The sequence below is a fragment of the Pseudomonas sp. KD5 genome (genome assembly GCF_012932895.1).
GTDB lineage: Bacteria > Pseudomonadota > Gammaproteobacteria > Pseudomonadales > Pseudomonadaceae > Aquipseudomonas.
In genome coordinates this window covers 285556-298868 of sequence record NZ_JDWJ01000009.1, presented here as the reverse complement: position 1 = coordinate 298868, position 13313 = coordinate 285556, and the positions used below count along the sequence as shown (strand labels likewise).

General features: G+C 57.5%; 15 protein-coding genes and 1 pseudogene. 4 read left to right on the top strand and 12 right to left on the bottom strand.

The genetic code is table 11. The features are described from left to right. Positions 1-76: 76 nt before the first annotated feature. Positions 77-1306, bottom strand: a complete 1230-nt coding sequence (locus AF70_RS21130) for a patatin-like phospholipase family protein (RefSeq protein WP_028939810.1) — start codon at positions 1304-1306, stop codon at positions 77-79. 196 nt (positions 1307-1502) lie between these two features. Then, positions 1503-2129 carry a LysE family translocator gene (locus AF70_RS21125; RefSeq protein WP_028939809.1) on the bottom strand — a complete coding sequence of 209 codons (627 nt, stop codon included), beginning with the start codon at positions 2127-2129 and terminating at the stop codon, positions 1503-1505. A gap of 112 nt (positions 2130-2241) precedes the next feature. On the opposite strand from AF70_RS21125, the pseudogene AF70_RS21120 reads away from it, so the two are divergent. Continuing rightward, positions 2242-2421 (top strand): annotated as a pseudogene (locus AF70_RS21120) (transposase domain-containing protein); the annotation flags it as partial. Between the two features lie 124 nt (positions 2422-2545). Here the strand turns inward: AF70_RS21120 and AF70_RS21115 are convergent. Continuing rightward, the gene (locus AF70_RS21115; protein ID WP_019582817.1) at positions 2546-2935 is read right to left on the bottom strand and encodes a MerR family transcriptional regulator; all 390 of its coding nucleotides are present in this window, start codon (positions 2933-2935) and stop codon (positions 2546-2548) included. Between the two features lie 74 nt (positions 2936-3009). On the opposite strand from AF70_RS21115, the gene AF70_RS21110 reads away from it, so the two are divergent. Next, positions 3010-4089 carry an SDR family oxidoreductase gene (locus tag AF70_RS21110; protein ID WP_028939808.1) on the top strand — a complete coding sequence of 360 codons (1080 nt, stop codon included), beginning with the start codon at positions 3010-3012 and terminating at the stop codon, positions 4087-4089. Between the two features lie 259 nt (positions 4090-4348). Here the strand turns inward: AF70_RS21110 and AF70_RS21105 are convergent, their stop codons facing one another. From AF70_RS21105 to AF70_RS21065, 9 genes are all read right to left on the bottom strand, one after another. Beyond that, positions 4349-4555: a hypothetical protein gene (locus AF70_RS21105; protein WP_028939807.1), complete on the bottom strand. Its 207-nt coding sequence runs from the start codon at positions 4553-4555 to the stop codon at positions 4349-4351. A gap of 87 nt (positions 4556-4642) precedes the next feature. Then, entirely contained in the window at positions 4643-5551 is a 909-nt protein-coding gene (locus AF70_RS21100) for a MurR/RpiR family transcriptional regulator (protein WP_007940239.1), read from the bottom strand. Between the two features lie 119 nt (positions 5552-5670). Further along, the gene (locus AF70_RS21095; protein WP_019581925.1) at positions 5671-6435 is read right to left on the bottom strand and encodes an ABC transporter ATP-binding protein; all 765 of its coding nucleotides are present in this window, start codon (positions 6433-6435) and stop codon (positions 5671-5673) included. An 18-nt stretch (positions 6436-6453) separates the two neighbouring features. After that, a complete protein-coding gene (locus AF70_RS21090) occupies positions 6454-7566 on the bottom strand; it encodes a succinylglutamate desuccinylase/aspartoacylase family protein (protein WP_019581926.1) in 1113 nt (370 codons plus the stop codon). A 9-nt stretch (positions 7567-7575) separates the two neighbouring features. Then, the gene (locus AF70_RS21085; RefSeq protein WP_028939806.1) at positions 7576-8274 is read right to left on the bottom strand and encodes an ABC transporter permease; all 699 of its coding nucleotides are present in this window, start codon (positions 8272-8274) and stop codon (positions 7576-7578) included. 14 nt (positions 8275-8288) lie between these two features. Further along, positions 8289-8978, bottom strand: a complete 690-nt coding sequence (locus AF70_RS21080; RefSeq protein ID WP_028939805.1) for an ABC transporter permease — start codon at positions 8976-8978, stop codon at positions 8289-8291. 91 nt (positions 8979-9069) lie between these two features. Continuing rightward, positions 9070-9846, bottom strand: a complete 777-nt coding sequence (locus AF70_RS21075; RefSeq protein ID WP_007940249.1) for an ABC transporter substrate-binding protein — start codon at positions 9844-9846, stop codon at positions 9070-9072. Positions 9847-10110: 264 nt separating this feature from the next. After that, positions 10111-10572 carry a MarR family winged helix-turn-helix transcriptional regulator gene (locus AF70_RS21070; protein WP_028939804.1) on the bottom strand — a complete coding sequence of 154 codons (462 nt, stop codon included), beginning with the start codon at positions 10570-10572 and terminating at the stop codon, positions 10111-10113. A 148-nt stretch (positions 10573-10720) separates the two neighbouring features. After that, entirely contained in the window at positions 10721-11173 is a 453-nt protein-coding gene (locus AF70_RS21065) for an Ohr family peroxiredoxin (protein ID WP_028939803.1), read from the bottom strand. A 280-nt stretch (positions 11174-11453) separates the two neighbouring features. Between AF70_RS21065 and AF70_RS21060 the strand changes: the two genes are divergently transcribed. After that, positions 11454-12434, top strand: coding sequence for a quinone oxidoreductase (locus AF70_RS21060; RefSeq protein ID WP_028939802.1), 981 nt, complete (start codon positions 11454-11456; stop codon positions 12432-12434). Positions 12435-12448: 14 nt separating this feature from the next. Next, positions 12449-13294: a TauD/TfdA family dioxygenase gene (locus AF70_RS21055; RefSeq protein ID WP_019581932.1), complete on the top strand. Its 846-nt coding sequence runs from the start codon at positions 12449-12451 to the stop codon at positions 13292-13294. Positions 13295-13313 lie beyond the last annotated feature (19 nt).

Below are 13313 nucleotides of genomic sequence, written 5' to 3'. Positions count from 1 at the left end.
CATGAGTGCTTTACTAGCGTAACGCGGCGCCACGAGCGTCGGGCATACATTCGACTGTGGTGATTTTGAAAAAGCACTAAGGGGGGCCAGGGCAAAGCTTTCTCCATGCTGTATGCGCGGCGGCGAATGTAATATGCCCAATCTCACAGCTAAGCGTGCTGGGGTCCATTCGTATAGGCTGGTTCGGGAAATCACCTGCGATCCAGCCCATTGCTAAACGCTGGATTAGGTTCACTTCTGATTCTTCTACTGCATCCAATTCTAGATCTGCGAGAGCCTTGAAGTCGTCAGCGGTGAATAAATTCGGCGGCACCCAAGTATTAGGATGTTTTCCAGACGCAGGTCTGATTAGAGGATTCATTCGAATCAAGTTACCAGTGACTGGTGGACTATCTCTATTTTTCGGAATTGGTTGGCTTAAGGCGACGTGCGCGATAAATGTGGCCGCATCGGGTGGGTCATCGACGACACTAGAAGCAAGTTTTCGAAGGTCATTTTTAACACTTGGTTTCGTGATTGGTTGAGTCAGTCTGGAGTCCTGTCCAGGGCTAGCAAAAGGGAGAAAACCTGGAGTTGCTGTTCCAATACTCAGCGCGCGTATATCTTCTCTCTTATTGTCATTCGCAAGCGATTCTGTAACAGCAGCAAGAATTGGATTGTTAAGGCCGGCAACACCTCCATCCCAGTACTGTCTTCCATTAGCTATGGCTGGTGCATCGAAGTAATTTACAGGTGCATTGGCAGACGCATGAATTGCTTCTGCAAGCGTGACGCGAAGGGGGCGACTCCCGCTGGCAGCTTTGCTGTTTAGGTTGGATCGGAAATAGCGCGCTCGTTGTGCTTGGTAGTCGAATGCACAGATAACGATGTCCGGGCACTTGCTCGGGCTCTCAAACAGGTTCGAGAGATCTTCCAGCTTCTCTCCTCCAGTCCTCGGAAGGAGGTGTTGCAAGCCAGTTAGTTTTGCAGAGGCCCGATATCTTGCTCCGAAGCCGAAAAGCTTGTGGAGCGTAACGTTGAGCGGATCCTCAAAAAATGATGCTTTGACGAAAATCTGCTCCCGGCTATTTTTTGCGAGAAAATACTGATTCAGGATTTGGTCGAGACTCAGGTTTTCCAGCATTCCTGCGAGGGTTAGAGAGCCCCCAGAGTTTGCTGCTACCAAATGGAAGTGCGAAAGCACGTCGTGCCCTTTCGCGTCAGGGCCATAAATACTCTGAAGGGCCATGACTTGGATAAGTGCCCAAGTCCCGCCTCCATCTAGGGATAAGATTCGATATTCGGACGGATCGGACGACTCGAGCATCGCACCACCTCCTGTAGCTGACGCATCCCATGAATCTCAAGGTTAGCTTAGGCAAAAATGGTGAGGATGTGGAGTTATTGACGAAGAGTTGAAAACTCACTCAGCCCTGAAAGATCAGCCTTAAAGTCGTCAGCCTCATAATCACAGAAACCCAGCGAGGCTGGAATTCCAGCCCCGCAGCGCCAAGACATTGATCCTATTTTTGGCTGAGCGCCGCTATCGATACTCCCGAAGCGACGAAGGTGAGTCCTGCCCCTACGTTCAGGCCATTTACCAGCCGTGGTCTCTGACGCAAAAATCGGGACAGTACAGTGGCAAATACGCCCATAAGTGCGAATCCCACTGCCGTAAGTACAGCGAACCATATGCCGTACACCAGCATCTGCACGCTCACTGAGCCGCGTTGTGGGTCGACGAACTGCGGGATGAACGCAAGGACGAAAAACCCAGGCTTCGGATTGAGTGCTGCGGAGAGTAATCCCGTGAGGAAAATGCTCGGCAGTGATTGCCGAGTCGCCGGCTGGAAGCTAATCAGGCTACGAGAGCGTAGGACTTTTATGCCAAGCCAAAGCAAATAACCGGCGCCGATAAGCTTGACGACCCAGAAGGCAACGGCGGACGTCTGCATCAGCAAAGTCAGTCCTAGCGAAGCGGTTGCCACATGAAAGAGAATTCCCGCGCCGGATGCCATCCCCGACACGATAGCGGCGATCTTGCCCTGGCTGAGTCCTCGGCCTACGGCCAGCAGATTGTCCGGGCCTGGTGCGAGCACCAATAGCAAGCACGCGGCAGTATAGGCAAGCCAGATATTGATCGGAAACACGGCATTCTCCTTAAGCCTCACCGAGGCATCCATCCTCACGTAGCGCCAGAATGTGCACGTACCAGGCTGCAAAGTCAAAGCCACTTCATTTGAGAATATGTGTTTGAAGAGCCTATTCGCGGGCTTGTTACGCAGCGGCAAACGTGCGGCTGCGATTATGAGTTTGAACCCGTCGGCACGGCTTAACGGCCATGATCCGTATGCGTATTCAAAGGGCGTGCTCACGCGACTGCCGATGCAGCGGGGGAGTGAGATTACCGAGTTGCTGCCGCATGGATGGGCGCCCATTTAACCTCGCAAGGTCTGTTGGGCGGACGCTTACTGTCCAGGGCCTGGCCAGAAGGTTTTAGAAAATGCGTAAGGGGGGCTTGAAACTGGAAGCAGGCTGCAGCTTCCGTCTTCTAGATGCTGACAGTTCAGTTGGAAGAGTTGTTCAGCTGCTGAAGCTCAAGTTGCTTGGCAGCACTGGCTTCGAGGTTTGCACGCTCTTCATCCAGATACCGATAAATGCTTTGGAGGTTGGCGATTTTCTGTTTGATTTCTGCCATCTTCTTTTCAATGAGCTTAGCGCCGTCAGCACAATCGATCAGCTTGTTCCGCTGCGCATCCAGAATCTCGCCTATTTCTCCCAGGGAAAACCCCATGCTTTGCGCGCGCTGGATAAAGTCCAGATCCTGCAGAGTTTGCGCTGTGTAAACGCGATAGTTGTTAGTTTGCCGCAGCGATGAGATCAGACCGATTTGCTCGTAGTAACGCAGCGTATGGCGGCTGGCGCCACTGCGGGCTTCGAGTTCGCCGATTTTCATGAAAACACCGCTTGACTGTAGAGTTGGGTCGATAGTTTACGCTTGATTTCTCACCTTAAACAAGGAACAGGGAAATGAGCGTGGAGTGCTTTGTCACGGGGGGTACCGGCTTCGTCGGTCAACATTTGGTGGCGTACCTGAGTGCAAAAGGTCACACCATTCGGGTGTTGATGCGTCGCCCGGAGCGACTAGCTGCACTGCGCGAGCAAGTCGACAATTTGGGAGGGAACGCAACCCGGGTATTTGCCGTAGCTGGCGATCTGGAACGGGACAACCTCGGGCTGAGTCTTGCTGACCGAGAAGTGCTAAGGCACGCCAGAGTCGTATTCCACCTGGGCGCCCACTTCGCTTGGGGGCTTTCAGTGGAGCATTCTCGTGCGGTGAATGTGGAAGGGGCAAAGCGCGTGGCGCTGTTGGCGGCTGAGCAAAAAAGCCGGTTAGTGATGATCGGCGGCTACATGCTGAAAAATCATGAACATCTGCAACGCATCGGAATTGATCCTCGTTATCCGGAGCTGACGAATTGGCCTGCCGTCTACCGGCATGTCGGTGGTTACGAGGGGAGCAAGCTGGAGGCGCATTTTGCGACCCTGGAGGTCATGTCCGCCAAGGGCGGGGAGATTACCGTTGTCCACCCCGCGACAGTTTGTGGCCACAGCCGCACGGGGCATACCCTTGACGGTCAGCCGCTGGTGGAGCTGATACGCAACCTTGTGCAGGGAAAGCTGACTGCAGTGCCCGGTACCGCCGAGCACTGGCTGCCACTGGTCACCGTGGATTATCTGGTTGAGCTGGTGGCGGTTTGTGCTTTTGATCCTGCCATGGTGGGCCAGGAACTGCTGGCGCTTGATGACCAAACTCCCAACTTGCGAGAACTCCTGGCACAGGTGGCACAACCTTTGGGCTTAAAGTCTCCCAAGCATTACATTTCACTCCGATTGCTGAAGTTGCTACTGATTATTCCTCCCGTCGCGCGGTTTTTGAATACAAAACCCGAAGCCTTGGACTTTATCCAGACCACTCGTTTTGATACAGCGGCGGTCGAGCAATTTGCCAACAGGCATGGAATAGCCAAACCGGATATACGTCAGTCATTGCAGCACACTGCCACGTTCGTCAACTCAAATTGCATAGCCAAGGGCAAGGCCCGCTAGCAATGGCGGCAGAGCACGCGGAAGTTGCTAAGCGATTGCTCATCCCATGTGACGGTGAAGTAATGAATATCCAAACCGTAAGGAGCGAGAGTAGGTACCTGGAAAATGGCCAGCTCTGCTGAAATAGTTGGCATTCGGGTTTAAAAAGGCTTCGATAGATGACTTTGATAGCGCTATGAGGACGGGGAAAGCATCCAAAAATTTTTCACTTGGGTTATTCGCCCAGCCTTCACCTCAACCGCCGATTGACTCATACACCTTAATGGAGAGTCGAAATCCTTCGACTCTCTCCAATCCTGATCCGATCAAGCGCCCGGTTTAGTGCATCCAAGGCATCCAGGAGGGCTTTCGCCTCAGCTTCCCGGCCATCACCCCAAAGGCGTTCTGCCATTTTGTTCAGGGCCTGGATGGAGCGCTCAATTTCAGCAGCAGTCGCCGCTTTGCTTTCCGGTTGTTTCTTCGGCATTGAGTAACCTTTCTGCAGGGCAGTACTTGCCTTCAGTTTCTAGCCCAAGAGTATCGGCCACCAGGGACAACTACCCCTCGCCAGATATCACTTCTTCGACGATTTGCTGCTGGCAGGAATATGCAAGTAAGACATCACGCTCTCGGTCAGCTCGGTCGCCAGCTTGACCGCTTCTTTATTGCGCGCCATCACGCCCGCCACCAAACCTTCAATCAAGGCGAGTACGGCGATGTTGGAGCTGGTCATCACCGGATGGTCGGCGGGGGCAAACAGCACGTGTTCGGCAATGCTGGTGAGCGGCGATGCGGGTGAGTCGGTGATCGCCAGCACCGAGGCGCCGCGCTCATTGGCGAAGCGGGCGAGTTGCAGGGTATCGAGGGAATAGCGCGGCAGGGAGATCGCCAGCAACACATCCTGATCGGTGATGGCGGCCAGGCGGTAAGCGGCGTTTTCGTTGCCGCCCTCCATGCTGATGGCGGTGGCGTCTGCACAGAAGGGCATCAGGGTCGAGGCGGCGAGGCCTGCGAAGTAGACGCTGTTGCCAAAGCCCAGGATGTAAATTTTGCGCGCTTCGATCAGGCGGGTGACGAACGCTTCAAAGGTGTCGGCGTGGTTGTTGGTGGCTGCCGTGGCGAGGTTGCTGGTGGCGCTCTGGATTTGTTCATGCAGGCCAAATGCACCACCAGGACGATGTGCCAGTTCGTTGCGCAGTTTGTCGACCGGCGACACCATTTGCTGCAACGTCGCGACCAGCTCGGCTTTCATGCCGGTGTAGCCACCCAGGTTCAGCGCCTTGGCCAGACGATTGACCGCGGCCGGCGAGGTGGAGGTTTCATGGGCCATTTCTTCGATGGTCAGCGTCGCGGCCCTTAGCGGATGACGCAGGATAAAGTCCGCCACCTTGCGCAGTGAAGGCTGCAGATCGGAAACGATTTCCGCCAGTTTACGCATCACCGGCGCGGCATAGACCGTGGTGTCTTTCGAAGGGGTCGGCATGTCCGGCTCTACAGTTCCTGAAGGGTTGGAGAAGGCTTGGTTCGAGGTTGGCTGGAGTGTATCGCATGCCAAACCTCGTTGTGCATCGCCAAGCCAGGGAGCGGTGAGCGAGCCGGTGGTTATTTCAAGCTGCCGGCCAGAAACTGCCGAAGCCGCTCGGACTGTGGATTGACCAGCACTTCACGCGGATTGCCGCGCTCCTCGACCAGGCCCTTGTGCAGGAACACCAGCTGGTTCGAGACCTCGCGGGCAAAGCCCATTTCGTGGGTCACGACTACCATGGTGCGGCCTTCGAGTGCGAGGTCCTGCATGACTTTCAGCACTTCGCCGACCAGCTCGGGGTCGAGGGCTGAGGTCGGTTCATCGAACAGCATCACTTCCGGCTCCATGGCCAGCGCCCGGGCAATCGCCACCCGCTGCTGCTCACCACCCGACATGTGCGCCGGCCAGGCGTTCATGCGGTGCGCCACGCCGACTTTGTTCAGGTAATGCTCGGCCTTTTCCCGTGCTTCTTTCTTGTTGATGCCCAGCACATGCACCGGGGCCTCCATGACGTTTTCAAGGGCGCTCATGTGCGACCAGAGGTTGAAATGCTGAAACACCATCGACAGTCGCGAACGCATGCGTTGTAGCTGTTTGGGCTCGGCAGCCTTGAGCCCGCCGAGTTTGTTGGTCACCAGCTTGAGCGGTTCGCCATTGAGCACGATGTTGCCGGCGTTGGGCTGTTCCAGCAGGTTGATGCACCGCAGGAAGGTGCTTTTGCCGGAACCGCTGGAGCCGATGATGCTGATCACGTCACCGGCCTTCGCTTCCAGGGACACGCCCTTGAGCACTTCGTGGGTGCCATAGCTTTTGTGAAGATCCTGAATTTCAAGTTTGTACATGGTTTCAACTCTCTGGAATCAGTCGCTGAGCAAGCGGCCTTGGCGAATAGGGCGAGTACCGGCCACTTTGGCCAGCCACAAACCGGGCTGGGCAAAGCGCAGACGTTCACGGGCATAGAGGATGCCGTCGGTGCTGGCGCGCACGATGCTGTGGCGATCGGTCAGCGGATCAATCACTTCGAACAGCGGGTCGCCGACCCTGACCCGGGCACCCAGCGGTTGCAGATAACTCACCACCCCCGGGTGCGGTGCGTAGGCGTACTGCGCACCGGCGAATGGCGTCGCTTCACACTCGGTCGGTGGCGCGGCGGGCCAGTCACCGCTGATCAGGCCTTGTTCGGCGAGATAGCCGAGAATGGCCTGCGCGCTGTCGATGCAGGGCTCGCGTTCGGTATCGGCCATGCCGCGCAGTTCAATGGTGGTCGCCACACAGGCCAAAGAAATATCGGCTTCAGGAAAGAGTTCGGCCAGACGCAACCAGGGAATCGCGCAGGCTTCATCAAAGGCACTGCCGCCCGCATCCTCGGCCAGCAATGCGGCGCCGGCACCCAGTCGAGCGGCCAATGAGCGCAGGCGCGGCCAGTGTTGCGGCATGGCGTAAAGCAGCATGATCGACTCGAAATCGCAGTGCAGGTCCAGCACCACATCGGCGTCACAGGCATGTGAAAGCAACAGGCGGCGCAGGCCATCGAGTTCCGAGGTCGGCGGTGGCATGTCGGCGAGAACATCGGCCATGGCGCGGCGGATCAGCCCGGTGTTGACGTCGGCGTGGGCGCCCAGTTGACCTTTCACCAGCGCCGCCACAGCTTCGGCCAGCTCTGGAAAATCACGATTGAAGTTCTTCCCGCTGGAGAACTCAAAACGACCTTGATGGGTGGCCTGGAACATCTGGGCGATGCCAATCGGGTTGGCCATCGGCACCAACTCGACGACCCCATTCAGGCGACCTTGTTCTTCCAGCACGCGCAGACGCTGCTTAAGTTCAACCGCCACACGCATCCCCGGCAACTCATCGGCATGCAGGGAGGCCTGGATGTAAGCCTTGCGCGGCCCGCTGCCAAAACGAAACAGCGACAGCCGTCGTTCTGTGCCCGAGGCACCCCACGGCAACAGGTATTCAATGTGTTCCATAACAGCTCCTTAGTGCTTGCGCGGTGCCAGATAGGCCAGCCAGCGGCGCTCGGCCAGCTTGAACAGACGAACCAGGATGAAGGTCAGGGCCAGGTAGATAAGGCCGGCGGTAATGAACGCCTCGAATGGCAGATAGAACCGCGAACTGACCGTACGAGCGGCTCCGGTGATGTCGACCAGGGTGACGATCGACGCCAGGCTGGTGGTCTGCAGCATCATCAGCACTTCGTTGCTGTATTGCGGCAGTGCCCGGCGCAAGGCCGACGGCAGGAGCACGCGGCGGTACAAGGTAAAGCGCGACATGCCCATGGCCTTGGCGGCTTCGATCTCGCCGTGGGCCGTGGCCTTCAAACTGCCGGCCAGCAGTTCCGCGCTATAGGCGCTGGTATTGATCGCGAAGGCCAGGCAGGCACAAAAGGTTGCGCTGGACAGGTAAGGCCAGAGCACGCTTTGGCGTACCGCTTCGAACTGCGCCAAGCCGTAATAGATCAGGAACAATTGCACCAGCATCGGGGTGCCGCGAATCACATAGGTGTAGAGCCAGGCCGGGAAGCTGATCAACGGCGGTCGGGAGACGCGCATCAGCGCTAAAGGAATCGCCAGCACCAGGCCAACGGCCAGGGAAATCAGCAGGACTTTGAGGGTCAACAAGGCGCCATTGAGGTACAGCGGCAGGTTTTCCCAGATCAGGTTGTAGTCGAGAATCATGGCTGTGCTCCCCGTCACAGTTCGGCGGCTTTGATGCCGACCGAGTAGTGGTTTTCCAGATAGCGCAGCACCAGCAATGACACGCTGGTCAGCATCAGGTAGAGCGCGGCAACCGCGAGGAAAAACGTGAACGGCTCATGGGTGGCGTCCGCTGCGTTTTTGGCTTTGAACATCATGTCCTGCAACCCGATCACCGAGATCAGCGCGGTGGATTTGGTCAGCACCAACCAGTTGTTGGTGAACCCCGGAATGGCGAAACGAATCATCTGCGGCACCAGAATCCGCCAGAACACCTGAGCGCCGCTCATGCCATAAGCCACACCGGCCTCGCCCTGGCCTTTGGGGATTGCCATAAAGGCGCCGCGAAAGGTCTCCGAGAGGTAGGCACCAAAAATGAAACCCATGGTGCAGACGCCGGCGATAAAGGGGTTGATGTCGATGTAGCGGGTGTAACCGAGCGCGAGGGCAATGCGGTTCACCAGATCCTGGCCGCCGTAGAAAATCAGCAGGATCAACACCAGGTCGGGAATACCGCGAATCAGGGTCGTATAGCCTTCGCCCAGCACCGCCAGCCATTTAAACGGTGACAAGCGAAAGGCGGCGCCGATCAGACCCAGGGCAATCGCCATGGTCATGGAAGTCAGGGCCAGATTAATGGTCAGCCAGGCGCCATCGAGAATGCTCGATCCGTAGCCGTGAAGCATGATGAAGTTCCTCAAGCGAGCGCCGGGAGGCGCGCGAGACAAGCCAGAATTGGCACCCGCAAACGCCGGCGCCAGGGTTTCGGGTAACGGCTTATTCGCCGTAGATATCGAAGGCGAAGTACTTGGCCATCACTTGCTGGTACTTGCCATTGGCGCGGATGGCGTCAATCGCTGCGCTCAGGCGTGCAACGTTCGCACTGTCGCCTTTACGCACCGCGATCCCGGCGCCTCTGCCGAAGTATTTCGGGTCGTTGATGTCCGGCCCAACCAGCGCGAAACCTTTACCTATGGGGGTTTTGATAAAGCTCTCGTCGGTGTTGACGATGTCGGCGAGGGTGGCGTCCAGGCGACCTGATGCCAGATCGAGGAAGGCTTCATTTTGTGAGCCGTAGCGGACCACCTCGACGCCGGCTTGCGCCAGCTGTTCGGTGGCGAAACGGTCGTAGGTCGAGGCGCGTTGCACGCCGACTTTCTTGCCTTTGAGATCGACCAGCGGGTCGTTGATCACGCTGCCGGTCTTCATCGCGAACTTGCCCGGCGTGTGGTAGTACTTTTTGCTGAAGTCGACCGACTTCATCCGGTCTTCAGTGATCGACATCGACGACAGCACTGCGTCGATCTTGCGCACTTTGAGCGACGGGATCATGCCGTCGAATTCCTGGATGACCCACTCGCATTTGACCTTCATCTCTGCGCACAGCGCGTTGCCGATGTCGTAATCGAATCCACTGACATTGCCCTCCGGCGTCTTGAAGGAGAAGGGCGGGTAGGCGGCTTCGATGCCGATACGCAGGCTGTCCTCGTCGGCGTGTGCCAGCAAGCTTGCGGCGCACAGTGCCAGAGCACCTAGAAGTTCTGTCTTGTTCATATTGTTGACTCCTTGGATGGGGCGTTGGTGATACGGGGCTGCCGTCCGGTCTGGCGAGGTGGACTGTCCTGATGATTTGCGAGGCTATAAATGACATAAAATATTTCACAAATCAACTGCATGAAAATAAACATATCAAAACGGGGCGACAAGCGGAGTACTCATGGGCAGTAACCGCAGCCCTGCCAGCGAGCCTTTGAATAAAAAACGGGCGCCGATCAGGGCGCCCGTTTTTTCATTCCGGTATCAAGGTATTTGTTTTGCTCATCCCTCGGCTTTCGTCGATTTGATGAGGTTGTTGCGCAGTTTCACGATCGCGTTCTGCAACTGTGCGAACTCTTCCGGTTCCAGACCCGTTGCGTGGGAAAGGCCCGTTTCGGGACGGTCTTCACGCAGCTGTCGACCACTTTTCGTCAGGCTGATCCGCACCTGCCGTTCGTCCTCGGGATCACGTTGCCTCTGCAGATAGCCCATCGCTTCCAGCTTCTTCAGGATCGGTGTGAGCGTGTTTGATTCGAGAAACAGTTTCTCGCCCAGGCTGCCCACGGTTTGGTGGTCTTCCTCCCATAGCGCAACGATGGTGATGTATTGCGTATAGGTGAGCCCCAAGTGCTCGAGTATCGGCTTGTAGGCCTTGCCGAAGGCCAGGTTCGTGGAATAGACCGCAAAACACAGGAAGTCGGAGAGCTTCAGATCAGCGGGGACGGTCTTGTCGGTGCGTTTCATGTGCTTCCTCATTGGCCAAAGTAGAAGGCTCGCAAAAGCAAAATATACCTCGTGTACGATTTTATCGGAATGGGTTTGGCCTTGTTATTCGCATGCGCTTAAAGCGCATGCGATGTATGTGGGTAAAAAAAATGCCAATCGCGGTGCGTTAAACCGTGAGGACGTTCAGGGCCACGTCGATATTGCCGCGCGTCGCCTTCGAGTACGGGCAAATCTGATCGGCGGTGTGCGCCAGTGTCGTCGCAACGTCGTGCGCCAGACCCGGCACGCGGAGCGTCAATCGAGCCTGAAGGAAGTAGGCCGCACCGGTCTGGCCCAGATCGACTTCGATGTCGACCGACAAATCAGACGGCAGCACCACGTTCATGTCATTGGCCACCAGCCCGACAGCGGCGGTGTAACAGGCCGACCATGCACCGGCGAACAGTTGCTCGGCGGTCGGGTGTGGCTGAATGGCGGTGAACACGTGCGCCGGTTTCGCGCTTCCAGGCGACGACAGCGTAATGTCGAGGCTGCCGTTATGACCACGCGACGTGTTGCCAGCGGCGCTGGCGGTGGTGTGAGTTTTGCCGGTCATCAGGACTTTTTCGATCTTGCTCATGGGGTGGATCCTCAGTGTTTCGAATGATGTGATTTGTGTGTCGTATGCGTTTGTATCGCATGCGATGTAATAATTGCGCAGGCACCCATCGCTGTCAATCAGTCGGGTTGCGTCGCCCGACGAGTGGCCTGTGGATGCCACCCCTGCCTGCCGGCTCACTGTCATGAAATGAAAAGCCATTGTCGTCTGATGAGAAGCGGCTTGTCAGGCGGCGTCCTACAGTCCAGTCAGCGCAAATCGACGCTGCACGCCAACCTTGCAGACTGGAGAATAAGAAAACATGGCCAAAGCCGTACGCTTCTACGAAACCGGTGGTCCCGAAGTCCTTCGTTATGAGGACGTCGAAGTCGGCGAGCCCGGTCCAGGTCAGGTTCGTCTGCGTCATGTGGCGGTGGGTCTGAACTATGCCGATACCTACTTTCGCAATGGCACCTATCCGATCCCGATGCCCAATGGCATGGGGGTCGAAGCCTCCGGCGTGGTCCAGGCGATCGGCGAGGGGGTTACCAACGTGCGCGTGGGGGATCGCGTCACTTACACCGGTTTTCTCAATACATTGGGTGCCTACAGCACCGAACGGCTGATCCCGGCCGCACCGCTGATCAAGTTGCCGGAAACCATCAGTTTCGAGACCGCCGCGGCGATGACCATGCGCGGCCTGACGTCGTCGTACCTGATGCGGCGCATTTACGATTTCAAGGCTGGCGACAGCATTCTGTTGCACGCCGCCGCAGGTGGCGTGGGCCTGATCGTGGCGCAGTGGGCCAAGCTGCTCGGCCTGACCGTCATCGGCACCGTGTCCACCGAGGTCAAGGGTGAAATCGCCAAGGCCCATGGCTGCGACCATGTGATCAATTACAGCCATGAAGACGTCGCCCCGCGTGTGCGCGAGTTGACGGACGGCGTTGGTGTCAACGTGGTGTTCGACAGTGTCGGCAAGAACACCTTCATGGGTTCCCTGGATTCGCTCAAGCGTCGCGGTCTGATGGTGTGCGTCGGCACGGCCTCCGGTCCGATCCCGGCTGTCGATCCGGTACTGCTGGCGATGAAAGGCTCGCTGTTCATGACCCGCCCGGCCCTGGCCGACTACATCGCCGACCCGGCGGAAAAAACCGCGTTGGCCAATGAGTTGTTCGACCATGTCGGCAGCGGCCGGATCAAGATCGAGATCAACCAGCACTATGCCTTGCAGGATGCCGTCCAGGCCCATCGTGACCTGGAATCACGCAAGACCACGGGCTCATCGATTTTCGTCATTTAAGGGAGTCGTCTTCCATGAAAGTCGAACAATTGACCTGCAGCATTGGCGCGGAACTGCTGGGCGTCAACCTCGCCGATGCGGTGCATGACGACGGTCTTTTTGCCGAGATCCGTGCTCAGTTGCTCACGCATCGCGTGGTGTTCCTGCGTGATCAGGAGATCACCCGGGCCGAGCACGTGGCCTTCGCCCGGCGCTTTGGCGAACTGGAGGATCACCCGGTGGCCGGCAGTGATCCGGATCATCCAGGGCTGGTGCGCATCTACAAGCGCCCGGACCAGCCGATGGACCGTTACGAGAACGCCTGGCACACCGATGCGACCTGGCGCGAAGCGCCGCCAATGGGCTGCGTGTTGCGTTGCGTGGAATGCCCGCCAGTTGGCGGCGACACCATGTGGGCCAACATGGTGGAGGCCTACGCGCGGTTGCCGGATGACGTAAAGGCGAAGATTGCCGACCTGCGTGCGCGCCACAGCATCGAAGCGAGTTTCGGTGCCGCGATGCCGATTGAAAAGCGTCTGGCGCTCAAGGCGATGTACCCGGATGCCGAGCATCCGGTGGTCCGTACCCATCCGGAGACTGGCGAAAAGGTGCTGTTCGTCAACGCCTTTACTACCCACTTGAGCAACTACCACACCCCCGAGCGGGTGCGCTTCGGCCAGGACGCCAACCCGGGTGCCAGTGAGTTGCTGCGCTACCTGATCAGCCAGGCTTACATCCCCGAGTACCAGGTGCGCTGGCGCTGGAAACCCAACAGCATCGCCATCTGGGACAACCGCAGTACCCAGCACTACGCCGTCATGGATTACCCGCCGTGCCATCGCAAGATGGAACGCGCCGGCATCATCGGCGACAAGACTTAACGATCGACCGCAGCTGCAT